This is a genomic window from Amycolatopsis sp. NPDC049691, assembly GCF_040675005.1.
Lineage (GTDB): Bacteria > Actinomycetota > Actinomycetes > Mycobacteriales > Pseudonocardiaceae > Amycolatopsis.
In genome coordinates this window covers 219,818-242,156 of record NZ_JBFANX010000008.1, presented here as the reverse complement: position 1 = coordinate 242,156, position 22,339 = coordinate 219,818, and the positions used below count along the sequence as shown (strand labels likewise).

The following is a 22,339-nucleotide window of genomic DNA, read 5'->3' as shown; positions in this document are numbered from 1 at the left end:
TCCATGTGCGGTGACAGGCCAGAGCAGCACTCCCGACGAACGTTCCTGAACGTGGCGACAGCGGCCCTCACGGTGGGGGCCGCGGCCATCGCGCTGCCCGGCACCGCGGACGCTTCCCCGGCCCGGCGCCGGGTCCCGCTCGACCGGATCAGCATCCAGCTCTACTCCCTGCGGTCGCTGCTGCAGAACGATCCCGAAGGCACGCTGTCCGCGCTGGCCGACATCGGCTACCGGAAGGTCGAGCTGGCCGGCACCTACGGCCGCAGCGCGACCGAGTTCCGCGCCATCCTCGACCGCAACCACATCAAGGCCTCCTCGACGCACGTCGGCATCGACGGCGACCTGAACCAGACGATCGCCGACGCGAAGATCCTGGGCAACACCTCCGCCGTCGTGCCGTACGCGAACTTCGGCACGATCGCCGAGTGGGAGGCCTTCGCGGGCCGCATGAACACCGCGGCGGCGGCGTTCAAGAAGGCCGGGCTGAAGCTCGGCTACCACAACCACGACCACGAGTTCGCCCCGATCGGCGGCGTCGTGCCCTACGACGTGCTCACCGCGAAGACGGACAAGCGGCTCGTGCACCTGGAAATCGACCTGTTCTGGGCGGTGAACGGCGGCGCGGACCCGGTCGAGCTGTTCCGGCGCAACTACCCGCGCGTCACGCAGTACCACGTGAAGGACCGGACCGCGGACGGGCAGATGGTCGACCCCGGCGCGGGCATCATCAACTTCCCGCGCATCTTCGCCGCGTCCTGCCACAACATCGGCGAATACATCGTCGAGCACGACCAGCCGGCCGACCCGCTGAACACCGCGAAGGTCGGGTTCGAGTACCTCCGCACCGTGCGTTTCTGAGACCCCGGGGGAAAGTCGCATGCGAGTGTCACGTCGGTCGATGCTGGCCGGAACCGCCGCGGGCGTCCTCGCGCCCGCGGTCGGGATGGCCGATTCGGCCTACGCGGCGGGCCTGACCCGCCAGATCACGATCTACGCCGAAGCCCTGCCCGGCGGCCTCTACGGCTACGGCCTCGAGCCGGGCAAGGCCACCATCCCCGGGCCGCTGCTGGAGATCTACGAGGGCGACACCCTCGAGATCGAGCTGGTCAACCGGACCGACCAGCGGCTGTCGATCCACCCGCACGGCGTCAACTACGACACCGGGTCCGACGGCGCCCCGCTCAACGCGTCGTTCAACAAGCCCGGCGAGACGCGGACCTACACCTGGAAGACGCGCGCCCGCTACGACGCGGGCGGTGGGTTCTGGATGCCGGGCAACGCCGGCTACTGGCACTACCACGACCACGCGATGGGCACCGACCACGGCACCGCCGGGCTGGCGCGCGGGCTCTACGGCGGGCTGATCGTGCGCAAGCGCGGCGACCTGCTGCCGAGCAGGCAGTACACCGTCGTGTTCAACGAAATGATGATCAACCACAAGACGGCGCCCGACACGCCGATCCTCGAGGCCCGGCTCGGCGAGCGCGTCGAATGGGTGTGCATCGGGTACGGCAGCCTGCCGCACACGTTCCACCTGCACGCCCACCGCTGGGCCGACACCCGCACGGGGATGCTCAGCGGCGCCGCTGACAACGCTGCCATCGTCGACAACAAGAACCTCGACCCCGGCAGCTCGTTCGGGTTCCAGGTGATCGCCGGGGAAGGCGTCGGCCCTGGGGCGTGGATGTACCACTGCCACGTCCAGACCCACTCCGACGGCGGGATGGTGGGCCTGTTCCTGGTCCGCAACGCCGACGGCAGCCTCCCCGAGGGAGCGCAGGACGCGATCGACCGGTTCAAGCTGCATGACCACTCCGGGCACGACATGAACCCGGATGGACGGACGCACGCATGAGGACGGGAGCTATGAGAAAACGGTGGTTCGGAAGGCGCGGGGCGCTCGTGCTCGCCATCGGCTCGGTCCTGGCGGCCGGGGCCCCGCTGATCACGATGCCGGTGGCGCAGGCCGCGCCCGCCGCGGTGAACGTGCCCGTCAACGTGCTGGTCTTCCACGGCGCGGCGGCGGATCAGAAGGACCCGGTGCTGCGCGCGGCGGACGCGATCGCGCGGCTGGGCACGGACAACGGCATCACGGTGACGGCGTCCTCGGATCCCGCCGTGTTCAGCACCGCCAACCTCGCGAAGTACCGCGGGGTCGTCTACCTGTCCGCGCAGGGCGTCACGCTCAGCCGTGAGCAGGAAGGCGCGCTGCAGGCCTACATGAAGGCGGGTGGCGGGTTCCTCGGCATCTCCGACGCCGCCCGCGCGCAGGACTCCTCCCAGTGGTTCACCGGCCTGATCGGCGCCCGCCCGGTCGGTGCCCGCCCGACGCCGGAAGCGGTGGCGTCGGTGACCGCGAGCGCGGAGAACCCGCCGAACGAGACCAAGGAAAAGCTGGCCGACAACAACGAAAACACGAAGTGGCTGACGTTCGCGAACACCGGCTGGGCGGCCTACAAGATGGCCACGCCGGTCGCGGTCAGCAGCTACTCCCTGGTGTCGGCCAACGACTTCCCGGGCCGCGACCCGAAGAACTGGACCCTGCAGGGTTCGGCCGACGGGAGCACCTGGGTCGACCTGGACACGCGCACCAACGAGGTGTTCCAGGAACGGTTCCAGACCCGGACCTTCACCTTCGCCAACACGACGGTGTACCCGAACTACCGGCTGAACATCACCGCGAACTCGGGTGAGCCGCTCATCCAGCTCGCCGATCTCAAGCTGTTCAAGGACACCTCGACGACCCCGCCGCCGCCCGAGCCGGCGCCGCAGCAAGCGGTCGTCGACGTCCTCGACGCGCAGCACCCGGCCACCGCCGGGCTGCCGCAGAACTGGACGCGCACCGACCGGTGGCTCAACTGGGAGACCAACCCGGTCGGGACCGTCCACACCGTCGCGCAGGTCGAGGAGAAGGGCTACACCCCGGGCGTCGGTGCGAACGGCCCGTTCCACCCGATCTCGTGGTGCCGCGACTACGACGGCGGCCGCTCCTTCTACACCGGCATGGGCCGCACCGAAGGGTCCTACGGCGAAGACCAGTTCCGGAAGCACCTGCTCGGCGCCCTGCGCTGGACGACCGGCATGGTGCGCGGCGACTGCCAGGCCGGGATCGCCGCCAACTACAAGGTCGAGCGGCTGACCGGCAAGAACGCGGCCGGGCAGCTCGACCAGATCGGCGAGCCGCACGGGCTGACGATCGCCCCGGACGGCAAGGTGTTCTACATCGGCAAGGCGGCCTGCCCGACCGGGCCGGTGGTCAGCTGGGACGACCCGAACGTCGGCCTCGGCTGCGGCACGATCCACCAGTGGGACCCGGTCACCAAGAAGGTCAAGCTGCTCACCACGTTGCGCGTGATGGGCAACCGGGGCAGCGGTGACGAGCTGGTCAAGAACGAAGAGGGCCTGCTCGGCATCACGCTGGACCCGAAGTTCACCGAGAACGGCTGGTTCTACGCCTACTGGATGCCGCACGAGTCGATCGACCGCGACAAGCGGATCGGCAAGCGCACGGTCTCCCGCTTCACCTACGACCTGGCGAAGCAGACGATCGACCAGGCCACCCGCAAGGACCTGCTGTCCTGGGACGTGCAGATCCACAGCTGCTGCCACGCCGGTGGCGGCATGGCCTTCGACAAGGACGGCAACCTCTACATCGGGTCCGGGGACAACAACTCCTCGGGCGGCTCGAACGGCTACTCGGGCAACAACTGGACGCTCGACTACAAGGGCATCTCGTTCCAGGACGCGCGCCGCACGGCGGGCAACACGAACGACCTGGACGGCAAGATCCTGCGCATCCACCCGGAGGCGAACGGCACCTACACGATCCCGCAGGGGAACCTGTTCCCGAACGGACCGGCCGACAAGACCCGGCCGGAGATCTACGTGATGGGCGTCCGCAACATCTCGCGCCTGCAGATCGACCCGGTGCACAACTGGATGACCGCGGGCTGGGTCGGTCCCGACGCGTCCTCACCGAGCCCCGAACTGGGCCCGGCGAAGTACGAGACGGCGACGATCATCACCGAAGCCGGCAACCACGGCTGGCCGTACTGCATGGGCAACCGGCAGCCCTACCGCGACCGCAGCAGCACGAACGCCGCGGAGCTGACCGGCTGGTACGACTGCGACAACCCGGTCAACACCTCGCCGCGCAACACCGGCCTGGTGAACCTGCCGCCGATCAAGGACAACATGATCTGGTACTCGCCGGACGGCGGCGGGCCGGTCTTCCCGAAGCGGCCGGGCTCGTCCATCCCGACGTACGTCGCGGCGGACGCCACCTACACCCAGCCGTACCTGCGGGGCGGCGGCCAGGCGGTCATGTCCGGGCCGACGTACCACCGCTCGCTGGTCAACACGAACAGCGGCGTCGCGTGGCCGGCGTACTGGGACAACAAGTGGTTCATCGGCGACGAGTCCAACTCGCAGAACCGCGTCGCGGTGACCGTCGACCCGGCGGGCGTGCCGACGCACCAGCCGCCGGTGTTCGCCGAGACGTTCCGGCAGATCATCCCGGGCGGCTCGGGCGACACCCGGGTGCAGAGCTGGATGGACGCCAAGTTCGGGCCGGACGGCGCGCTGTACGTCCTGGACTACGGCAACGGGTTCTTCTCGCTGGACGCCAACCAGAAGCTGCTGAAGATCAGCTACACCGGTGGCGCGCCGACCCCGGCGCCGGCGGCGTCGTCGACGATGGTGCAGAACAAGGCGCTGACGGCGGCGTTCACCGGGTCGAAGTCCGGTGGCGTGTCCTACCGCTGGGAGTTCGGCGACGGCTCGGTGTCCACCCAGGCCGACCCGCGGCACACCTACCCGCGCACCGGGATCTTCACCGCCAAGCTGACCGTGACCTACGCCGACGGTGAGGCGGTGACCACCCGGACCGCGGTGAACGTCGGGTGCGTGGTGGCCGATCCGAGCCCGGTGGTGACCTTGGGCGACAGCGTCACCAAGGTGGTCAACCGCAACGCCGGCGGTGGCTGCACGGTCGACGACTTCATCGACGACGAAGGCGTGTGGACCACGCACGCGGCGTTCGTCAACCACGTCGAGCAGGCCACCGAGACGCTGTCGGACCTCGGGGTGCTGAACGACGACGAAGTGGCGGAGCTGACCGCGGCCGCCGACGCGTCGCCGATCGGGAAGCCGGGCACGACGGGCTACGAGGCGCTGTTCGACGGCACGGCCGCGTCGCTGCGCGGCTGGGAGCAGGCGCCGTCCGGGCAGTTCACGCTGCAACCCGACGGGTCGATCCGCTCGGCCGGCGGGCTGGGCATGCTGTGGTACAGCCAGCGGCAGTTCGGCAACTTCTCGGTGAAGGTGCAGTTCAAGGACATCGCACCGGACCCGAACCGCGCCAACAGCGGCGTGTTCGTCCGCTTCCCGGATCCGCGGACCCCGCTGGAGCAGCGGCCGCCGGGCAGCTGCGGCACGGTCGGGTCGGCGCGGACGTCGCAGGCGTGGGTGGCGATCTACTGCGGCCACGAGATCCAGATCTACGACGGCGACAGCGGCGAACCGCAGAAGACCGGGTCGGTCTACAACTTCGACCCGCGCCCGCTCGACCAGGCGGGCGCGCGGCCGAAGGGAACGTGGAACGAGTACGAGATCAAGGTCGTCGGGCAGCACTACACGATGATCCGCAACGGCGTGGTGATCAACGAGTTCGACAACACGCCGGGCCAGCAGTCGTCGCGCGCGGGTGACCCGCCGACCGACCTGCGGCAGTTCGTCAGCGGGTTCATCGGGCTGCAGAACCACAGCGACAACGACCTGATCGAGTTCCGCAACATCCGGGTGCGGCAGCTGTAGCGCGATGGGGGCCGGGCGTGCGCGGCCGGCCCCCATCCCTCTCCGAGGAAGGGTTCCCCGCGATGTCCCCACGACCGATAGCCGTGCTGCTGACGGCTCTTCTGGCGGTGCTCGGGCTGGCCGTCCCGGCGGCGGCACTGGCGTTCCCGGTCCAGACACTGACCTGGACCGGGAACAACAGCACCACCGAATACGCGTCCGCGCCCACCGGCGCCCTGCCCGGTGAAACCACCATCGTCTTCGAGAACAGCGAAGCCACCGGCAACACGACGGGGATGTCGCACACGCTCACGTTCGACACCTCGACGCCGGGCTACAACCACGACGTCTCGCTCAACATCCTGGCCAACCCCTTCGACCCGCAGAACGGGCGGCACGAAGCCGTCGTCACGCTCACCCCGGGCAAGTACCGGTACTTCTGCACGATCCCCGGCCACACGGCGATGGTGGGGGAGTTCGTCGTCTCCGACGGCGGCGGCGACACGACCGCACCCGTCGTGACCGCGTCCGTGGCCGGCGATCGCGACCCGTCGGGCAACTACATCGGGTCGGCCACGGTTTCGCTTTCGGCGACCGATGCCGGCTCCGGCGTGGCCTCGGTCGAGTACCAGCTCGACGGCGGCACGTGGACCACGTACTCGGCACCGGTGGTGGTTTCCGCGGTGGGCATGCACATGCTGGACTACCGGGCGACCGACGTCGCCGGGAACACGTCGCCGGAGGGGATGGCGCACTTCACGATCGTCGAGGGCCAAGGTGACACGACACCCCCGACGGTGACGGCTTCTCTTTCCGGCGACCGGGATTCCGCGGGCAACTACCTCGACGTCGCCACGGTCACCCTGACGGCGACCGACGCCGACTCCGCGGTCCGGTCGGTCGAGTACCAGCTCGACGGGGGCGCGTGGACGCCGTACTCGGCGCCGGTCGCGGTGACCGGGGCGGGTGCGCACATGGTCCACTTCCGGGCGACCGACGCCGCCGGCAACACCTCGCCGGAGGGCATGACGAGCTTCACCGTGGTCAAGCGCGACACGACCCCGCCTGCCGTGTCGGCTTCGGTGGCCGGGACACAGGACGCGGACGGCAACTACGTCGGCAAGGCCGTCGTGACCGTGACAGCTTCGGACACCGGGTCCGGCGTCGCCGCGGTGGAGTACAAAGTGGACGGTGGCGCGTGGACGGCGTACTCCGCGCCGGTCCAGGTCGCTTCGGCCGGGGCGCACACGGTGGGTTATCGCGCCCGGGACGTCGCCGGGAACGCGTCGGCCGAGGGGAGCGTGGCGTTCACCGTGGTCACCGGCGGGGACACGACGGCGCCGGTGGTCTCGATGCAGGTGACCGGGAACCAGGACGGCAACTGGGACTTCGTCGGGCAGGCGACCGTGACGCTGTCCGCCGTGGACCCGGAGTCCGGCGTGGCCTCGATCGAGTACGAAGTGGACAGTGGTGGGTGGACGCGGTACACCGCGCCGGTGGTGCTGACCGCGCTCGGCGAGCACACGGTGCGGGCGCGGGCCACCGACGTCGCCGGGAACGTCTCGGCGGAGGCGCCGGGGACGTTCACGGTGGTCGCGGCCCCACCGCCGCCGGATGCCTGCCCGGACTCGGACACCCGCGAGACCGTGGTGATCGGCGAGATCGACAGCCAGGTGGAGAACATCGACATCGGCAACGGCTGCACGATCAACGACGTCATCGACGCGAACGCGGAGTACGCGTCGCACGACCGGTTCGTCAAGCACGTGAAGGCCGTGACCCAGGAGCTGGTCGGCGGCGGCGTGCTGTCGTCGGGTGACCGCAACCGCATCGTGACGGCGGCGATCGAGTCGGACATCGGCGGCGCTCCCACCGCCGGCGCCCGGGCCGGTGACGTCAGGAAGCTGCTGTAGCGGCCCGCACCTGACGCAAGGCCTGCCGGGCGGCCTCGCCGAAATCGGTTTCTTCGGCGGGGTCGCACCAGCGTTCGTAGGCGAGCGTCATGACGAGCGCGCCGAGCTGGGCGGCCACGCGCGAGGCCGGGTCGGGGACACCGCGGCGTTCCAGGGCTTCGGCCATCGCCGCGGTGAGCCCGAGTCCCTTGAGGGCTTCGCGTTCCCGCAGTTCGGGGTTGGCGGCGATGACGGCCCGGCGCCGGGCGCTGAACTCGCGGCGTTCGGGGGTGAAGGCTGCCTGGCCGACAGCGTCCAGGGCGTGGGAGACGGCTTCGAGCGGGGTGGCGGTGGCCGGGGCGTCGGCGATGCCGCCGGCGAGCAGGCCGGCCATCGCGTCGCCGCCGAAGAGCACCTCGCGCTTGTCCGGGAAGTGCCGGAAGAAGGTGCTCTTCGTCAGCCCGGCGCGTTCGGCGATCTCGATCACGGTGGTGTTCTCGTAGCCGCGTTCCTCGAACAGGTCGAGCGCGGCGACGACGAGCCGCTCCGGGGCGTGGGGCTGCCAGCGGGCCATGTCTCCGAGTGTACGGGACTTGGTCCCGTCACCTCGTGTACGGTGATGGGACCAAGTCTCATCACTGTGGAGGTGGCTCATGAGCCGTGCGGTCGGCTACTCGAAGTTCGGTGGTCCCGAAGTCCTGGAGGTGCGCGAGGTGCCGGAGCCGCACGCGGGGCCGGGCGAGATCCGCGTCCGCGTGGCGGCGGCCGGCGTGAACCCGATGGATTGGGGCCTCGCCACGCACCCGGACCTGGCGGCGCGATTCGGGGTGACGGTGCCGGCGGGCTTCGGCTACGACCTGGCGGGGGTGGTCGACGAGGTCGGCCCGGGCGCGACGGGGTTCTCGGTGGGGCAGCGGGTGTTCGGCGGCGTGATGGCGCGGGCGGCGGCGGACTTCGCGGTGGTGCCGACACCGGCCGAGACGCTCTGGCCGACGCCCGAGGGGATCTCCGATCTCGTGGCGGCGACGCTGCCGGTGGCGGGCCTGACCGCGGCGGCGGCGTTGTCGGCGATCGGCCTGACCCGGGGCGACACGGTCCTGATCGGCGGCGCGGCCGGTGGGGTGGGCGTGTTCGCGGTCCAGCTGGCGCGCCTGGCGGGCGCCCGGGTGCTCGGAACGGCTTCTCCGGGGACGTTCGAGTTCCTGCGGGAGCTGGGCGCGGAGCCGGTGGCGTACGGGCCGGGCTTGGCGGAGCGCGTCCGATCTGCCGGGGTGACGGCGGCGACGGACTTGTTCGGCACGGAGACGGCCTCGGCGGCGCTGTCGCTGGGGGTGCCGCCTTCCCGGATCTCGACGATCGCGGCGGGCCCGAACCCACCGGGCGGAGTCCGCGCGACCGGGGGTATCGACGCGGGGCCGGCGGAGCTGAAGCGGATCACGGACGCGATCGTGGCGGGGGAGCTGGTCGTCCCGATCGCGGCGACGTTCCCGCTCGAACGGGTGCGCGAGGCGGTGGAACTGCAGGCGGGGCGCCATGTGCACGGCAAGGTGGTGCTGACCCTGTGAGGGTCACGAGTACGTCCAATGGCCGAGCCACGACTCGCGCCACGCGACCGTCAACTCGCCGACCCCGTCCACCCCGGCCTGGTCCACCTGCGCCTTCCACGCCTCCTCCAGCGACGCGCACAGCTTGGCCGCCGGCAGTTCCACCCCGCCCGCCGTGAACTTCTTCAACACCGACTTCGGCACCGCCAGTTTCGCCTTGCCCCGGACCACCGACTGCTCCGTCGCGCGGCAGATCAGGTACTCGACCGTGGCCAGCTCGTCCGCCGACGCCACCTGGGCCAGCGCCCGGTACAGGCACTCCAGCGGCGCCGCCAACCCCCGGTGCTGGCGGGCGATCTCCCACGACACCCACACCGCCATGCTCTCCGGCATCTGGTACGGCCGGTACGGCAGCGCCGGGCCCGCGAACGTCTGGTAGTCCGCCGTCGGGTCGGCGGACGGCCTGCTCACCTCCTCCGGGTCCGGGGGCAGGCCGAGCCGCTTGAACAGCTCGCGCAGCAGCTTGTGCGGCCGGGCCGGGGTCGACGACTCGCCGAGCAGCTTCGTCAGGATGCGGTTGAGCCGGTCGGCCGCCACGCCCTGTACCGACAGCTGCAGGTGGACGAACGCCACGTCCGCCAGCGTCGTCCCCGCGCAGCCGACCACCCCCACCTGCGGGTACCGCTGCAGGAACGACGCGATCGCGTGCGTGGAGCCGATCCGCGCCGGGCCGACGAACGTCACCGGCAGGCACGTGCCGATCCGCTGGCGGGACCGGAGATCTCCCTTGTACAGCGGGGAAAACTCGCCGTCGGCGTGGTAGACCTCGAACCAGTTGCCCTGCCGGTGGCCCGGCCGCGTGTCCGCCAGCCAGAAGCTGTACCCGTGCTTCTCGCACAGCTCGCGGAACCGGTCGGCCAGCTCGAACCGCGCGGCCGCGGACACGTCCCGCAGCGCGATCGCGAACCGGACCGCCAGCGACGAACAGGGCGGTGCCACCTCCTTGCGGGTGCGCAGGTCGTGGTTGCGGGTCTTCACGATCGTCGGCAGCTGGGCCGGGCACTGCAGCGACAGCAGCGGCGCGTCGATCAACGCCGACGCCGCGTCCGAAATCTCCCGCACCAGGTCGCGGACCGCCAGGCCGTGCCAGTCGCACACCTCGCGCGCGCCCGGGTCGATCGCGATCAGGCCTTCGAAGGTCTGCGCGGACTCGTAGATGAACGTCGGGTTGGGCGAGGTCGTCTGGTGGAAGACCCAGCCGCCCGCGTTCTGCTCCGGGCGTTCCGCCGGCTGCCCGCCGTCGCTGTGCTCGACGGCTTCGGTGCCGTCCAGGGGTTTGCGGGTGCGGGTGCCGATCACCACGCCGGCCCCGTTCGTGGCCGAGCACAGCGTCTCGAGGAAGACCGCGTTTTCGACGTCCGCGGACACGAGGTCGCGCAGGTAGCCGTGGCGGGCCAGCGCGTGGTGCACCTCGAAGTCCACTTTGGTCACCGGCTGTCGCGCGATTTCGAAGCCGGCCCGCGCGAGGTCGGCCACGTTCCGCACGGAGACGCGCTGGCTGCGCACCTTCACCACCCCCCGGACGAGTCGAACCGGACGTCGGCTTCGAGCGGCTCGCGGCGGTCCCACGCGCCGGTGCCCGCCCAGCGCGGCGCCCCGATGCGGGACAACGGGATCGCCGACTCGCGCCACGACACCTGGCCGAACAGCACCAGCGCGGCGAGCACCGGCAGCGCCACCGCGACGGTCAGCGTGGTCTGGACGACCTCGCCGCGGCTCTGCGTCGCCACGGCCGCGGCGAACGCGGCGACGGCCGCGATGCTCAGCTGGACGAGCGCCTGCGGCAGCGTCCCGAGGTAGCCGAGCACGGTCCGGCGCGGCGGCAGCGACAGGCGGCTGTAGAGGAAACCCGGCAACAGCAGCAGCATCGTGATGACGGACTGGCCGTCGCCGATGTGGCCGAGCGCCTCGGTGGCGGGCCGGCCGTACGGCCACGGGCTGCCCACGAGCATCCAGCCGAGCACGAACGAAACCGCCGCGACGGCCAGCGCGTAGAAGGTCACGTTGAGCGGCCCGGACTTCGTGGAGTCCTTGAGCACGAGCGTCGCGCGCACCCGGACGTGGTCGCCGCGCGGGTCGCGCCCGCCGGAGCGGCGCCAGTACGCGCGTGCCTCGTTGTCGGCGATCCCGCTGTGCAGCACGAGGTCCTGCCCGAACTCCCGCTCGGTCAGCTCGCACGCGGCCTCGCGCAGGTTCGCGGCGGTGAACTCCGGGTGCCGCCGCAGCGAGTTGTCCAGCTCGCCGGTGTCGATCCGGACCGCCTCGCCGGTCGTGGCCGCGGCGGCGAGCCGGTGGCAGGCGGGCAGGCTGCGCGGGGACAGCTCGACCCCGGACTGGCCGGCCTCCCACTTGCGGCGGCGCAGCAGGTCGGCGAGCCGGCGCAACACGGTCTGCGCCTGCAGTTCGAGGATCTTGTGCCGCGCGCCGTCGGCCTCCTGCAGCGGGGCGGCGTCCTGCCGTTCGGCCAGCGAGACCAGGTCTTCGGCCAGGCCGTCGACCTGGTGCTGGTCGGCGTCGGTGGACAGGTACATCCGCGAGATCTCCGCCTCCGGCGCGGTGCGGGCCACCAGGTGGTAGGACTTCAGCGTCGCCGGGATCGTGGTTTCGTAGCTCACGACGTAGCCGCGGCGGCTGGAGGCGAGCCGCCGCCACTGTTCCCGCGCGGCGGGCCGCCGAGCGTCGACGTGCAGCGGGGTCTCGTAGCTGAGCCGGTGTTCCTCGACCGAGTCGTCGAGGGCGACCACCAGCATGTAGTCCCGGACCGCGACGTTGAGCAGGTACGCGTATTCGACGAGCAGCTCGGAACAGCCCGCGAGGATGTCCAGCGCCAGTTCCCGGCACTGACGCCCGTACCCGGGGACCGTGCCGCCCGCCGGGGCCAGGGTGAACTCCTCCTCCGGGTGGTTCCGTTCGGTCAGCAGCGTCAGCAGCGCCTGCTGGATCAGCCAGCGCGGTTCGTGCACCTGGAACAGGAAGGTGTTCAGCTCGTGCTTGGCGGTCTGTGCGTTCTCGTCGCTGGCCAGGATCCCGCGCAGCAGCCGGTAGAGCCCGGCGGCGACGAGCCGGGACGCCTCGTGCTGCGTCAGCCGAGGCAGTTTCTGGCCGGAGCTGTCGAAGACGTCCACGGGGGAGACGTCCCGGCGCGGCAGCCGGGCGAGCGGCACCCACAGCGACCGCTGCCGCGCGGGTCTGGAGGCGGCGCGCTCGCCGTGTTCCCGGCCGATGAGGTCCTGCAGCTGCGCGGTCGCCTGCCGCTGGCCTTCGTCGAGCAGCTTGAGGCTGACGTCGACCTCGGTGCTGCGCCGGGCGGTCCCGTGCTCGACGACGGTGAGCCGCTCGGTCAGCCGGCGCACGTGGTTGAGCCGCAACGAGGTGTCGAGCAGGGCCAGCCCGACGGCGGCACCCTGCCGCGACAGGCGGGGCGGAGCGCCGGGAATGGGAATGGTCTCGATGGCGTGCCGGAGACTGTCGATGCCGTCCACTCCTGTGAGAGTAGGAGGTACCGCTCGCGGATACGAGAAAACGCGGAATTCCCTACCGGGCCGCCGCTTCGACGAGGTCGGCGGTCGCGTCCCAGAGGCGGCGGGCCAGCGCCGCGTCGAGCCCGGCCTTGCCGGCCCGGCGCACGGCCGGGCCGCCGCGCAGGCCGCCCGGTCCGTCCGGTCCGACGTAGGCGTTGCCCGGTACGTCCGCCGTGGCGGCGTAGAGCACCGACAGCGCGCCCTGCTCCGGCGAGTTGGTCAGGAACTTGAGGCGGTTGACGACGTTCGACCGCGAATGGGCGGCCAGCGCGGTGCGCGCGATCCCGGGGCTGGCCAGCACCGAGCGGACCGGGCTGCCCGCCGCGTCCAGGCGGCGTTGCAGTTCCAGGGAAAACAGGACCACCGCCAGCTTCGACGCCTGGTACGCGGCCATCCCGCGGTAGGGGCGGATCCGCCAGTCCAGGTCGCCGAGGTCGAGCTCGCCCCGCCGGTGCAGCTGGCTGGTGACGTGCACGACCCGGTCGGTGACGTGGCCGAGCAGCAGGTCCGTCAGCAGGAACGGGCCGGTGTGGTTGGTGGTGGTCTGCCGGTCGAGCCCGTCGGCCGTCCGCGCGGCGGGGACGTCCATTACGCCCGCGTTGTTGATCAGGACGTCGAGCGGGCCGGACCACGAGCCCGCGAACCGCCGCACCGACGCCAGGTCCGCCACGTCCAGCGGCCGGACGTCGAAGGTGCCGGGCAGCCCGGCGACCGCGGCACCGGCCTTGGCGACGTCCCGCACGCCCAGCACGACCCGGGCGCCGGCGCGGGCGAGCTCCCGCGCCGTGATCAGCCCCAGGCCGCGCCCGGCGCCGGTGATCACCACCGTCCGCCCGGCCTGGTCCGGCAGGTCGGCCGTCGTCCAGTTGCCCATTTCGGCTCCTCGCTCGTCGTTCGATCGCCGCCCCAGTGAACGCGGCGGTGACGAGCGGAGGAAGGACCCGCTCAGCCACTGACTCGCAGACCGTGGCCAAGCCGGGCACGGCCGTCGACGATGGGAACCATGAACGTCGACCTCGCGGCATTGGGCGAGTTCCTGCGCACGCGGCGCGCGGCGCTGCAACCGGAGGACGTCGGGCTGCGGCGCGGGCCGCGCCGGCGCGCGCCGGGCCTGCGGCGCGAGGAGGTGGCGGAGCTGTGCGCCATGTCCGCCGACTACTTCGCCCGGCTCGAACGCGGCACCGGACCGCAGCCGTCGGAGCCGATGGTCGCGGCGATCGCCCGGGGCCTGCGGCTGACCCCCGACGAGCGCGACCACCTGTTCCTGCTCGCCGGCTACCGCACCACCCGGCGCGACCTGCGGTCCCGGCACGTGAGCCCCGGGCTGCTGCGGATCATGGACGGCTTGGCGGGCGCCACCGCCCAGGTCATGGGCCCGCTGGGCGAGACGCTGCTGCAGACACCGTCCGCGGTGGCGTTGCTCGGCGACGAGACCCGGTACACGGGCAATGCCCGCAGTGCGGCGTACCGCTGGTTCACCGACCCCGCCGCCCGCGAGCGGTACGACCCCGGAGAGCACGAGAAGAACAGCCGGATCACCGTCGCGCAGCTGCGCGGAGCGGTCACCCGGGACGGGCCCGGCTCGGCGGCGGCGGAGCTGGCCGCCGTCCTGCGGCGCACCAGCGACGAGTTCGCCGCGCTGTGGGAGCGTCACGAAGTGGGCCTGCGGTGGAGCGAAACCAAGCGGTTCACGCACCCCCGGGTCGGCCCGCTCGACCTCTACTGCCAGGTGCTGCTGGAGCCCGACGACGGCCAGTCGCTGCTCGTCTTCACCGCGACGCCGGGGACGGAAAGCCACGAGAAGCTCGCCCTGCTCACGGTGCTCGGCACGGAGACCTTCGCCGCGGAGTGATCACGCCAGCCCGGTGAACCGCAGGTACGCCTGCGCGAGCGGACCGGCCACGAACAGCGCGGCGAGCGCACCCGCGAGCATGAACGGCCCGAACGGCAGCGCCGTCCGGCGGCCGCCGCCCCCGGCCAGTACCGCGACGCCCGCCAGCGCGCCCAGCAGGAACCCGCCGAACGCGCCGAACACCAGCGCCTCCCACGACACGTACGCCAGGACGCCGCCGATCAGCCCCGCCAGCCGGACGTCGCCGAAGCCCATGCCCGCCGGGTACACCACCGTCAGCAGCAGGTAGAACCCGAACAGCGCCGCGCCGCCCAGGAACGCGCGGACCAGCGACCCCCAGTCGCCCTGCCACCAGGCCGACGCCGTCAGCAGGAGCGCGAGCACGGGGTAGGACGGCAGCACGAGCACGTTCGGCAGCCGCCGCGTGTCGACGTCGATCAGCGCGAGCGCGATCCCGATCGCCCCGAAGTAGAGGTAGGCGGGCAGGTCCGGCGGCGCGATCCGCGCCGCCAGCAGGACGAACACCGCCGCCGTGCCGAGTTCGACCAGCGGGTAGCGCGGGCTGATCCGGTCGCCGCAGCCGGCGCAGCGGCCGCGCAGGACCAGCCAGCCCAGCACCGGGACGTTGTGCCGCGCCCGGATCCCCTGCCCGCAGCCCGGGCACCGCGACGGCGGGCGCACCACCGACTCGCCGCGCGGCACCCGGTGGACGACCACGTTGAGGAACGAACCGACCAGCAGGCCCAGCACCCCCGCGACGGCGGCGATCACCGGGCACCCGACCAGCTCAGCACCGACACCTGCCGCGACCCGGGCACCGGCCGCGCCGGATCACCGTCCACAAAGGCCACCCGCGCCCGCGCGGCCGCCGTCCCGCCCGGCGCGCAGGTGCCCGCGCCCGGGCAGACGTATGCGCTCAGGTAGACGCCGAACACGAAGCCGGGGGAGTCGTCGGGCACCTCGATGACCGCGCCCGTGAACGTCACGCTGCCGGTCAGCTTCACCTGCAGCGACCGGGCGACGACGCCGAAGCGGAAGATCGGCTCGGTGGCGTTGTTCAGCGTGACGTCCAGGACCGCCTTGGGGGCGTAAGTGGTGCCCTGCACGTAGAAGCGGTTGCCCGAGTTGTTCACCGACGTCACCAATGCGCACGCGGAACTGCTCGTGTACGGCAGCTGGGTGCAGCCGCTTTCGGCGCGCAGGGCCGGCGGGGTGTAGTTCAAATCCAGCTGCAGCGCGTCCACGGACTCGGTGCCGTCGTGCTTCACGGTCACGGCGTAGTTCGCCTGGGCCCCGGTGAAGGTTCCGTTGTAGACGGCCTGCGCCAGCTGGCCGGTCACGTCGAACTCCTCGGTGCTCACCGAGCCGTCGGCGGGGGTGGCCAGGGGAAAGAGCGCCGCCGAGCCGCCGGCGGGGGTGAACTGGACCGTCCGCGCGTCGTTCTTGGCGCCGCGGTCGTTGCCGTGCACCACCCGCAGCTTGGCGGACTTGAGGATCGTCCCGGCCGGCGGCGCGGTGGCTGGGGCGAAGCCGGTGGCCGCCAGCGTCGCCGAACCGCCGTTCTTCGCGGTGGTGGTCCAGGTCGTGCCCTTGCCGTCCACAGTGGACAACAGCGGGACGGTGGCGTCGGCGAAGTCCCCGGGCGTGACCGCGGTGGGCGGGAAAGTCGCCGTGACCGGCGCTTCCGCGCCCGAGGTCAGCCCGTACAGCGCGACCGGCGGTTTCGTCCCGCTGTAGGTGCCGCAGATCTCCGCCTGCCCGGCCTTGACCGCGAGCCGGCTGTCGCCGCCGAAGACGAACTGGACGCCGAGTGCCTTCGCGTCGTCGATCGGGTTGTCGCACGCGCCCGGGATCGCCGCCGGCACCGCCGGCCTGGCCACGGCCCGGCCGGCCGCGTCCACCGGCGTGCCGGCCACCAGGAAGCCGTTGTCGACCGTCCACACGTCGTCGCCGCCGGGCAGCGAGGGCGGCCGGACCGCCGAACTGTTGTGGAAGTCGAAGTAGTACGTGCCGGGCTTGAACCACCACGTGCTGTCCTTGCACTTGCTGCTGCTGGACATCATGGCCGACAGCCCGGCCGCGTCGTCGTAGTACCCCGGCTCGAAGGTGACCACCGAACCGGCGGCCGTGCAGGCGGGCAGCGCCTGGCGCGGCGGCACCGACGTCAGCGCCGGCGCGTAGCCGGGGTCGTCGCCGAGGCTCGATCCGCCGTAGCCGCACGCCGGCGCGGGTGTGCTGCGGATCGTCCCGGTGCAGCCGCCGCGGGCGTAGACCGCCGTGTTGGTGTCGAGGGATCCGTTGACCACGTTGATGGTCGAGTTCGAGTACACGATCCCGTGCACCCGGAACGACGACCCGGTCGGCTGCGTGATGGTCACGCCGTCCTCACCGCCCTTGCCGAGGGTCAGGATCGCGTTGCCAGGCCGGTTGCACGTGCTCAGCGACGGGCACTGGATCAGCACCTTCGCGGGGTCGGCGGTGCACGACACCGCCGCGGAATCGGTGCCGGTGAACGACGGCAGCGTCAGCGTGTCGGACGCGCCGAAGCAGTGCTGGCCGGGAGCGCCGGTGAAACCGCTGTTGCGGATCTCGTTGATCGCGGCCTGGAGCGCGCCGTCGGCCGTGTACGCCGACGACGCCTGGTCGCGCAGGTTCACCGTGGTGCGGACGCTGGTCTCGGCGAACGACAGCACCGCGCCCAGCACCACGGCGACCACCGTGACCAGCACGAGCACCAGCGGCAGTGCCGCGCCGCTGTCGTCGTGGCGTTTCATGACTGCCTCCGCTGGCCGAAGAGGGTGACGGGGTAGGGGTCGGCGCGGTCGGAGGCCGCGGTGAAGACGAGCTTCACCCACAGCGGCACGTCGGCCGAGGTGCACGTGGTGGAACACGTGACCGTGGGGGTGGCCGGGTCGACGTGGTGGGCGACGACGGAGTCGGACACCGGCGCGGACCCGAGGCAGCGCAGGCGGTGCAGCTCGGTGCCGGCGAGGTAGTAGGCGACGACGGCGGTGCGCCGGGTCGCCGCCGGGGTGCTGGTGTCCCAGTCGTCGGAAAGCAGGCGCAGCACCGAAACCGGGGTCGCGGCCGTGCCGCACACCTGGCCGCCCGCGTTGTAGGCCGCATCGAGCTGGACCGACGGGAAAAAGTTGACGACACCGCTGGTGATCTCGCCCGAGTAGTCGCGCAGGCCCGTCGTGGCGACGTCCTGGGCGAAGAACGCGGCGCTCTGCTGGGCGTCGTGCGACAGCTCCAGCCGCGCGGAGGTGGCGTCGCTGGTGCGGACGGCCGTGACGACCGCGGTGGCGGCGGGCGCCACGACCACCCCGAGCAGCACGACCACGATCAGCAGCTCGACCAGGGTGAACCCGGCGTCTGGGCGGCGGCTCAGCACAGCGCGTCCTTGATGCCGCAGCCGCGCCGCACGACGACGACCAGCTGTTCGCTCGCGCGCCCGTCGGTGCTGGCGACCCGCACGGTCACCTGCTGCAGGCCGCTGTCGGCGCCGCAGGTGCTCGTCCACGCGCCGCCGGACCAGTACCGCACGGACGCCACCGAGCTGGTGAAGCCCGCGGGCACGGTGTACCCCGGCGGAGCCGCGTAGCTGGCCGGCGAAGCGCACAGCACGTAACCCCCGGCCATCGCCTTGGTCACGACGGCTTCGCCGAAGTCGCGCACGGCGGTGCCCGCGGTCGCCTGTTTGCGGTGGACGTCGGACATCAGCACGCCGACGCCGATGCCGCCGACGATCGCCACCACCGCGATCCCCATGATCGCGACCGCGATCAGCAGTTCCAGCAGGCTCTCGCCCCGGTCGTCGGCGCTCATCAGATGTGCACCTGGTTGAAGATGCCGTACATCGCCGACACCAGCGCGACGGCGACGAACCCGACGAGGAGCCCCATCACCACGATGACGGCGGGCTCGAACAACGCCGTGAGCTTCTTCAGCCGGTAGTCGAGCTCGCCCTCGTAGTACTGGGCGGTGATCTCGAGCTGGGTGTCGAGCGTGCCGGTGTCCTCGCCGACGCGGATCATCTGCGCGGCCGTCACCGGCAGCAGCCCGGACCCGGCGAGCGGGCGCGCGAGGCCTTCGCCTTCGAGGACGGCCTCGGCGACCCGGGCCAGCCCCCGCAGGAACACGCGGTTGCGCAAGGACTCCGTCGCCACCCGCAGCGCTTCGGGCAGCGGCACGCCGGCCCCGACCATCGACGACAGGATCCGGCAGAACCGCTCGACCAGCGCGTGCCGCACGGTCGGCCCGATCGCCGGCAGGCTCAGCACCACGCGGTCGCGGGCGTACCGGCCGGACGGCGTGCGCACCGCGGCGAGGTACAGCAGGCCGGCGACCAACCCGCCGGCGAGCAGCGCCCACCACCACTCGCCGAGGAAGTCGGTGACGGCCAGCAGCATCCGCGTGGGCAGCGGCAGGACCGCGTGCAGGCTCGCGAAGAACGCCTTGAACCGCGGCAGCACGAAGGTGGCGAGCACGACGACCGTCACGACCGACATCAGCGCGATCATCGCCGGGTAGATCAGCGCGGCCTTGATCCGGCGCCGGGCTTCGAGGTCGCGTTCGAGGTAGTTCGCGAGCTGGTCGAGGACGACGTCGAGCTGACCGCTCAGCTCGGCCGAGCGCAGGATCTCCCGGTAGAACTCCGGGAAGATCTTCGGGTGGCGGTCGACGCAGTCCGAGAGCCGTTCGCCGCCGCGCAGCCCCTGCTCGACCTGCCGCAGCATCCGCGCCACGGTCGAGTTCGACGCCTCGTCGCCGAGGATGCGCACGGCGTCGATCAGCGGCAGCCCGGCCCGGACGAACGCCCCGAGCTGGCGCGAGAGGTGCATGACGACCTCGCGCTTGACCCGCGGCGCCGTCAGCTCCAGCCGCAGCACGCTCTTCTTCTGCGTGAGCTCGATGTCTCGCAGCTCGCGCTCGTACAGCGCGAGGACGGCCGAATCGGCGTCGGCGGCCTTCTGGACGCCGCGGGTGCGCGTGCCGTCCGGGCCGGTGGCGACGTAGGCGTACCGGTTCATCGTGCCCCTCCGGTGAGGTAGATCGACCGCAGCACCTCGGCCGGGGTCGTGACGCCCTCGGCGATCAGCCGCAGCGCCTCGTCCTGCAGCGTCCGCATGCCCTCCTTGCGGGCCAGCTCGTGGATCTCGTGGTGCGGCGCGTTGCCGAGCACGAGCGAGCGGATTCCCTCGCCGACCGGCATCAGCTCGTAGACGCCGGTACGGTCGAGGAACCCCGTGTGCGCGCAGAAGTTGCAGCCGGCACCGCGGACGAACCCGCCGTCCGGCCCGTCCGCGCCCATCGAGTCCAGGAAGGACAGTTCCTCGGCCGAGGGCTGGTAGTACTCGCGGCAGCGCAGGCAGATCCGCCGGACCAGCCGCTGCGCCAGCACCGCGGTGATCGAGGAGGCGACCAGGAAGTTCTCGATCCCCATGTCCAGCAACCGGTGCAGCGCCGAGGCGGCGTCGGTGGCGTGCAGGGACGAGAGGACGAAGTGCCCGGTCAGCGCCGACTGCACGGCGATCCGCGCGGTGTCGGCGTCACGAACCTCGCCGACCAGGATGACGTCCGGGTCCTGCCGCAGGATCGACTTGAGCCCGTCGGCGAAGGTGACGCCGGTCTGCTCGTTGATCTGGATCTGGTTGATCGAGGACATGGTGTACTCCACCGGGTCCTCGATGGTCATGATGTTGCGCTCGGCGCTGTCGAGCTCGCCCAGCGAGCCGTAGAGCGTGGTCGTCTTGCCGCTGCCGGTCGGCCCGGCGCAGATGACCATGCCGTAGGGCGAGCGCAGCACCGCCGAGTACCGCGCGGCCATGTCCGCGGGCATGCCCAGCTGCGGCAGCCGGAACAGCGGGCGGCTCTTGTCCAGCAGCCGCAGCACGACCTTCTCGCCGCCGACGACCGGCGTGGTCGCCACCCGGATGTCCACCGGCCGGCTCTCGACGTCCATGCTGATCTGCCCGTCCTGCGGGCGCCGGCGCTCGACGATGTTCATCCCGGCGAGAATCTTGATCCGGCTGACCACCGCGGGTCCCATCGAGCCGGGCAGGTCGAGGACGTCGTGGAGCACGCCGTCGATGCGGTAGCGCACCCGCACCCGGTCGTCCTGGGGCTCGACGTGGACGTCGGACGCGCGGTCGCGCAGCGCCTGGGTGATCATCAGCGAGACGACGTGCACGACCGGCGCGTCGTCGTTCGCGGCCGCGGGAGCGTCGGCACGCACGGCGTCGCGGCGCACGGAGTCCCGCGCCTCGAACGCCTTGACCTGCTGCTCGATCCCGGTCAGCGCGCGGTAGGTGCGGGCGATGGTGGCGAGGATGTCGGCCCGGGCGGCCACGGCGACGGTCACCGGGCGGCCGAGGGCGTCCTGCAGCGCGGGCGCGGCCGCCGGGTCGGCGACCGCGACGAGCACGGAGTCGTCGCGGACGGCCAGCGGGATGGCGCAGAGCTCGCGGGCCTTCGCCTCGCCGAGCAGGTCGGCGGCGGCGCGGTCCGGGGTCACCGTGCGCAGGTCGACGGTGCGGGGCTGGGTGCGGAGTCTCATGCCGGCACGCTCCGCGGCCGGGGACGCGGGTCGATGTCGTGGGGGTGGAGGCTGCGGGCGGCGGCGTCGGCGGGCGTGACGAGCCCGGCGGCGACGAGCGCGGAGAGGGACTGTTCGAGCGTCACCATGCCTTCGCGCTGCCCGGTCACCAGCACGTTGCGCAGCTGGTGCGGCTTGCCCTCCTTGACGAGGTTGCGCACGGCGGTGTTCGCGACGAGCACCTCGAAGGCGGCGACGAGCCCGCCGCCGACCCGCGGCAGCAGCCGCTGGTGCACGATGCCGGTGAGTGCCGCGGCGAGCTGCACGCGCACCTGCTCCTGCTGGCCGGCCGGGAAGACGTCGACCATCCGCGCCAGGGACTGGGCGGTGTCGTTGGTGTGCAGGGTGGCGAAGACGAGGTGCCCGGTTTCGGCGATGGTGAGCGCGAACCGGATGGACTCGAGGTCGCGCATCTCGCCGACGAGCAGGACGTCGGGGTCCTCCCGCAGCGCGCTGCGCAGGGCGGCGGGGAACGACTCGGTGTCGGTGCCGACTTCGCGCTGGTTCACCGCGGAGCGGCGGTGTTCGTGGACGTACTCGATCGGGTCCTCGACGGTGAGGATGTGGCAGGCGCGTTCGCGGTTGATCCGGTCGATGACGGCGGCGAGCGTCGTGGACTTGCCGGACCCGGTCGGCCCGGTGACGAGCACGAGACCCTGGTGGCGCCGGGCGAAGTCGGTGAGGACCGGCGGCAGCCCGAGCTCGGTCATGTCCGGGATGCGGCGGGGGATCATCCGCAGCGCGACGACGGTGTCCCCGCGCTGGGTGAAGGCGTTCCCGCGGACGCGCGCGTGGTCGCGCCAGCTGAAGGAGAAGTCGAATTCGTGCGCCGCGTGCCAGGTGCGGGCCTGGTCGTCGGAGAGCAGCTCGGCGAGCAGCGCGTCGGTGTCCTCGCCGGTGAGGACGGCGTGGCCGGGAACCGCCGAGAGGTCGCCGTGCACGCGCAGCTGGGGCGGCAGGCCGGCGGTGAGCAGCAGGTCGGTGCCGCGCGCCTGCCACAGCGCTTCGAGCAGGCCGTCGACGCGGCTGCCGATGAGGGTGGGCATGGTTTCCTCCGGACGAGGGTCCTCTGTGGACGG

17 protein-coding genes are annotated in these 22,339 nt (G+C 71.9%); 6 read left to right on the top strand and 11 right to left on the bottom strand.

The window, feature by feature from the left end; all coding sequences use genetic code 11:
* Positions 1 to 3 precede the first annotated feature (3 nt).
* The 4 genes from AB0J40_RS20705 (at position 4) to AB0J40_RS20690 (ending at position 7,706) form a co-directional block, all read left to right on the top strand.
* Entirely contained in the window at positions 4 to 858 is an 855-nt protein-coding gene (locus tag AB0J40_RS20705) for a TIM barrel protein (protein WP_364455350.1), read from the top strand.
* A gap of 19 nt (positions 859 to 877) precedes the next feature.
* On the top strand, positions 878 to 1,855 hold the full coding sequence (locus AB0J40_RS20700; RefSeq protein ID WP_364455347.1) for a multicopper oxidase domain-containing protein: 978 nt from the start codon (positions 878 to 880) through the stop codon (positions 1,853 to 1,855).
* Positions 1,856 to 1,866: 11 nt separating this feature from the next.
* Positions 1,867 to 5,814: a ThuA domain-containing protein gene (locus AB0J40_RS20695; RefSeq protein ID WP_364455344.1), complete on the top strand. Its 3,948-nt coding sequence runs from the start codon at positions 1,867 to 1,869 to the stop codon at positions 5,812 to 5,814.
* 62 nt (positions 5,815 to 5,876) lie between these two features.
* The gene (locus AB0J40_RS20690) at positions 5,877 to 7,706 is read left to right on the top strand and encodes a copper-binding protein (protein WP_364455341.1); all 1,830 of its coding nucleotides are present in this window, start codon (positions 5,877 to 5,879) and stop codon (positions 7,704 to 7,706) included.
* Here the strand turns inward: AB0J40_RS20690 and AB0J40_RS20685 are convergent.
* Positions 7,690 to 8,259, bottom strand: a complete 570-nt coding sequence (locus tag AB0J40_RS20685) for a helix-turn-helix domain-containing protein (protein ID WP_364455338.1) — start codon at positions 8,257 to 8,259, stop codon at positions 7,690 to 7,692. The two genes, AB0J40_RS20690 and AB0J40_RS20685, sit on opposite strands and share 17 nt — an antisense overlap.
* A gap of 79 nt (positions 8,260 to 8,338) precedes the next feature.
* Between AB0J40_RS20685 and AB0J40_RS20680 the strand changes: the two genes are divergently transcribed.
* Positions 8,339 to 9,250, top strand: a complete 912-nt coding sequence (locus AB0J40_RS20680; RefSeq protein ID WP_364455335.1) for an NADP-dependent oxidoreductase — start codon at positions 8,339 to 8,341, stop codon at positions 9,248 to 9,250.
* 3 nt (positions 9,251 to 9,253) lie between these two features.
* On the opposite strand, the gene AB0J40_RS20675 is transcribed toward AB0J40_RS20680, so the two are convergent.
* Genes AB0J40_RS20675 through AB0J40_RS20665 form a run of 3 tightly spaced genes read right to left on the bottom strand, consistent with a single transcriptional unit; the run spans position 9,254 to position 13,684 of the window.
* Positions 9,254 to 10,795, bottom strand: a complete 1,542-nt coding sequence (locus tag AB0J40_RS20675) for a hypothetical protein (protein ID WP_364455332.1) — start codon at positions 10,793 to 10,795, stop codon at positions 9,254 to 9,256.
* A gap of 2 nt (positions 10,796 to 10,797) precedes the next feature.
* A complete protein-coding gene (locus AB0J40_RS20670) occupies positions 10,798 to 12,771 on the bottom strand; it encodes a hypothetical protein (protein ID WP_364455329.1) in 1,974 nt (657 codons plus the stop codon).
* Positions 12,772 to 12,823: 52 nt separating this feature from the next.
* Positions 12,824 to 13,684, bottom strand: a complete 861-nt coding sequence (locus tag AB0J40_RS20665) for an SDR family NAD(P)-dependent oxidoreductase (RefSeq protein WP_364455327.1) — start codon at positions 13,682 to 13,684, stop codon at positions 12,824 to 12,826.
* A 129-nt stretch (positions 13,685 to 13,813) separates the two neighbouring features.
* On the opposite strand from AB0J40_RS20665, the gene AB0J40_RS20660 reads away from it, so the two are divergent.
* The gene (locus tag AB0J40_RS20660) at positions 13,814 to 14,662 is read left to right on the top strand and encodes a helix-turn-helix transcriptional regulator (protein WP_364455324.1); all 849 of its coding nucleotides are present in this window, start codon (positions 13,814 to 13,816) and stop codon (positions 14,660 to 14,662) included.
* Here AB0J40_RS20660 and AB0J40_RS20655 read toward each other — a convergent pair whose 3' ends face one another.
* From AB0J40_RS20655 to AB0J40_RS20625, 7 genes are read right to left on the bottom strand one after another with little or no spacing between them, the layout of a single operon-like run.
* Positions 14,663 to 15,433, bottom strand: a complete 771-nt coding sequence (locus tag AB0J40_RS20655; RefSeq protein WP_364455321.1) for a prepilin peptidase — start codon at positions 15,431 to 15,433, stop codon at positions 14,663 to 14,665.
* Positions 15,430 to 17,436, bottom strand: a complete 2,007-nt coding sequence (locus tag AB0J40_RS20650) for a hypothetical protein (protein ID WP_364455318.1) — start codon at positions 17,434 to 17,436, stop codon at positions 15,430 to 15,432. Before AB0J40_RS20650 ends, AB0J40_RS20655 begins: the two co-directional genes overlap by 4 nt.
* Entirely contained in the window at positions 17,433 to 18,056 is a 624-nt protein-coding gene (locus tag AB0J40_RS20645; RefSeq protein ID WP_364455315.1) for a prepilin-type N-terminal cleavage/methylation domain-containing protein, read from the bottom strand. The genes AB0J40_RS20650 and AB0J40_RS20645 overlap by 4 nt, the downstream gene beginning before the upstream one ends.
* Positions 18,050 to 18,490, bottom strand: coding sequence for a type II secretion system protein (locus AB0J40_RS20640; RefSeq protein WP_364455313.1), 441 nt, complete (start codon positions 18,488 to 18,490; stop codon positions 18,050 to 18,052). Before AB0J40_RS20640 ends, AB0J40_RS20645 begins: the two co-directional genes overlap by 7 nt.
* Positions 18,490 to 19,695 carry a type II secretion system F family protein gene (locus AB0J40_RS20635; RefSeq protein ID WP_364455311.1) on the bottom strand — a complete coding sequence of 402 codons (1,206 nt, stop codon included), beginning with the start codon at positions 19,693 to 19,695 and terminating at the stop codon, positions 18,490 to 18,492. The genes AB0J40_RS20640 and AB0J40_RS20635 overlap by 1 nt, the downstream gene beginning before the upstream one ends.
* Positions 19,692 to 21,221, bottom strand: a complete 1,530-nt coding sequence (locus AB0J40_RS20630; RefSeq protein ID WP_364455308.1) for a GspE/PulE family protein — start codon at positions 21,219 to 21,221, stop codon at positions 19,692 to 19,694. Before AB0J40_RS20630 ends, AB0J40_RS20635 begins: the two co-directional genes overlap by 4 nt.
* Entirely contained in the window at positions 21,218 to 22,306 is a 1,089-nt protein-coding gene (locus AB0J40_RS20625) for a type IV pilus twitching motility protein PilT (RefSeq protein WP_364455305.1), read from the bottom strand. The genes AB0J40_RS20630 and AB0J40_RS20625 overlap by 4 nt, the downstream gene beginning before the upstream one ends.
* Between the last annotated feature and the right edge of the window lie 33 nt (positions 22,307 to 22,339).

Excerpts from the sequence above, each read along its gene's own strand:
- AB0J40_RS20705 (WP_364455350.1), top strand. The coding sequence starts at position 4 with ATGTGCGGTGACAGGCCAGAGCAGCACTCCCGACGAACGTTCCTGAAC.
- AB0J40_RS20700 (WP_364455347.1), top strand. The coding sequence starts at position 878 with ATGCGAGTGTCACGTCGGTCGATGCTGGCCGGAACCGCCGCGGGCGTC.
- AB0J40_RS20695 (WP_364455344.1), top strand. The coding sequence starts at position 1,867 with ATGAGAAAACGGTGGTTCGGAAGGCGCGGGGCGCTCGTGCTCGCCATC.
- AB0J40_RS20690 (WP_364455341.1), top strand. The coding sequence starts at position 5,877 with ATGTCCCCACGACCGATAGCCGTGCTGCTGACGGCTCTTCTGGCGGTG.
- AB0J40_RS20685 (WP_364455338.1), bottom strand. The coding sequence starts at position 8,259 with ATGGCCCGCTGGCAGCCCCACGCCCCGGAGCGGCTCGTCGTCGCCGCG.
- AB0J40_RS20680 (WP_364455335.1), top strand. The coding sequence starts at position 8,339 with ATGAGCCGTGCGGTCGGCTACTCGAAGTTCGGTGGTCCCGAAGTCCTG.
- AB0J40_RS20665 (WP_364455327.1), bottom strand. The coding sequence starts at position 13,684 with ATGGGCAACTGGACGACGGCCGACCTGCCGGACCAGGCCGGGCGGACG.
- AB0J40_RS20660 (WP_364455324.1), top strand. The coding sequence starts at position 13,814 with ATGAACGTCGACCTCGCGGCATTGGGCGAGTTCCTGCGCACGCGGCGC.
- AB0J40_RS20650 (WP_364455318.1), bottom strand. The coding sequence starts at position 17,436 with ATGAAACGCCACGACGACAGCGGCGCGGCACTGCCGCTGGTGCTCGTG.
- AB0J40_RS20640 (WP_364455313.1), bottom strand. The coding sequence starts at position 18,490 with ATGAGCGCCGACGACCGGGGCGAGAGCCTGCTGGAACTGCTGATCGCG.
- AB0J40_RS20635 (WP_364455311.1), bottom strand. The coding sequence starts at position 19,695 with ATGAACCGGTACGCCTACGTCGCCACCGGCCCGGACGGCACGCGCACC.
- AB0J40_RS20630 (WP_364455308.1), bottom strand. The coding sequence starts at position 21,221 with ATGAGACTCCGCACCCAGCCCCGCACCGTCGACCTGCGCACGGTGACC.
- AB0J40_RS20625 (WP_364455305.1), bottom strand. The coding sequence starts at position 22,306 with ATGCCCACCCTCATCGGCAGCCGCGTCGACGGCCTGCTCGAAGCGCTG.